Origin of the sequence: Rhizobium sp. BK650 (assembly GCF_014195325.1) — a bacterium.
GTDB lineage: Bacteria > Pseudomonadota > Alphaproteobacteria > Rhizobiales > Rhizobiaceae > Rhizobium.
The window spans coordinates 1-1,317 of the sequence record NZ_JACIBK010000035.1 but is presented as its reverse complement, the minus strand read 5'-3'; the positions used below and the strand labels follow the sequence as shown (position 1 = coordinate 1,317).

Annotated in this window: 1 protein-coding gene; it reads left to right on the top strand. The window is 58.6% G+C overall.

Annotated elements, in window-relative coordinates:
• Positions 1 to 9 precede the first annotated feature (9 nt).
• Positions 10 to 1,023 (top strand): IS110 family transposase, encoded by a 1,014-nt coding sequence (locus FHX15_RS30750; protein WP_184402090.1) that lies wholly within the window; start codon positions 10 to 12, stop codon positions 1,021 to 1,023.
• Positions 1,024 to 1,317 lie beyond the last annotated feature (294 nt).

Sequence of the window (1,317 nt, the reverse complement as noted above, 5' to 3'; positions counted from 1 at the left end):
GAGAGGCAGATGACAGCAATACATATCCTTGCGATCGACCTTGCAAAGCGGAGCTTCCAAGTCTGTGCAACGGATCGCGGCGGGGCGGTTCTATTCAACCGGGTTCTTTCGCGAGCTCGTTTGCAGCAGTTTTTGAACGAGCAGCCGCCGTGCATCGTCGCGATGGAGGCCTGTGCTACCAGTCATTTCTGGGGCCGGCTGGCGCAAAGCTGTGGTCACAACGTGCGACTGATCCCGCCGATCTACGTGAAGCCGTTCGTCAAACGGCAGAAGAATGATCCGGCCGATGCAGCGGCGATCGCGGAGGCTGCGCAGCGTCCAAACATGCATTATGTCGAGGTTAAGAGCGCCGAACATCAGGCTCGGGCTGTGGCATTTCGTACTCACCAGTGCTTTGTGCGGCAGCGCACCCAGCTCATCAACGCCCTGCGCGGCCACCTTGGCGAGGTCGGTATCGTCGTTGCTCAAGGACCGGCCAATCTCGCTGGGGTGGCAGGTATTCTTGCCGACGAAGCGAATGGTCTGCCTCAAGGGGTCAGAGAGATCGGTCAGCTTTACCTGGACCAAATCAGGCTGCTTACCGACAAGATCGACGGACTGATGCTGAAGCTTCGAGACGCCACCAAGGCGAATGAAGAAATGCGTCGACTTTGCACCGTTCCCGGCGTCGGGCCTGTGACGGCGGGAGCAATCCTCGCGTTTGCTCCCGATCTGCGTGCTTTCAAAAGTGGCCGGAATTTTGCCGCTTGGCTCGGCCTCGTGCCCCGGCAGCACTCCACGGGAGGAAAGACGCGGCTGGGCGGCGTCAGTAAGATGGGACAGACGGATATCCGCAAACTGCTCATCGTCGGAGCCATGAGCCTGATCCGCTGGATCGTGCGGAAGGGCGTGTTGCCGGACAACTGGCTAGGAGGCATTCTGGGCCGAAAGCCTCGAATGGTCGCGGCTGTCGCGCTCGCCAACAAGATGGCTCGCGTCATATGGGCAATGATGACGAGGGAGCAGAATTACAGAATGGCTTGATCCGCTGCCTTTCTCGAAAGGCAATACCGCGATGCCTGGGGTTAACAGCCTCGGTGAGAAGATCGACTGACGGAAAGATGCGGAAAGGACTTCAATGTTCAGAATGGGGGAAACCAGTCCCGGCGCTCGAGCACAAAGCTCTCTGAACCGATGTGGCCCCTGTTCTACGAACTGCATCCCGGCCCGTGGCTACTCAGGCCACATAGAGAGGCCTGACACACGACCGATAGAATTCCTCGTTCGCGGAAAGCCGTTAAAAAATCTTCTTGCCAAACCGGGGGCATCCACACACGC

Excerpts from the sequence above, each read along its gene's own strand:
- FHX15_RS30750 (WP_184402090.1), top strand. The coding sequence starts at position 10 with ATGACAGCAATACATATCCTTGCGATCGACCTTGCAAAGCGGAGCTTC.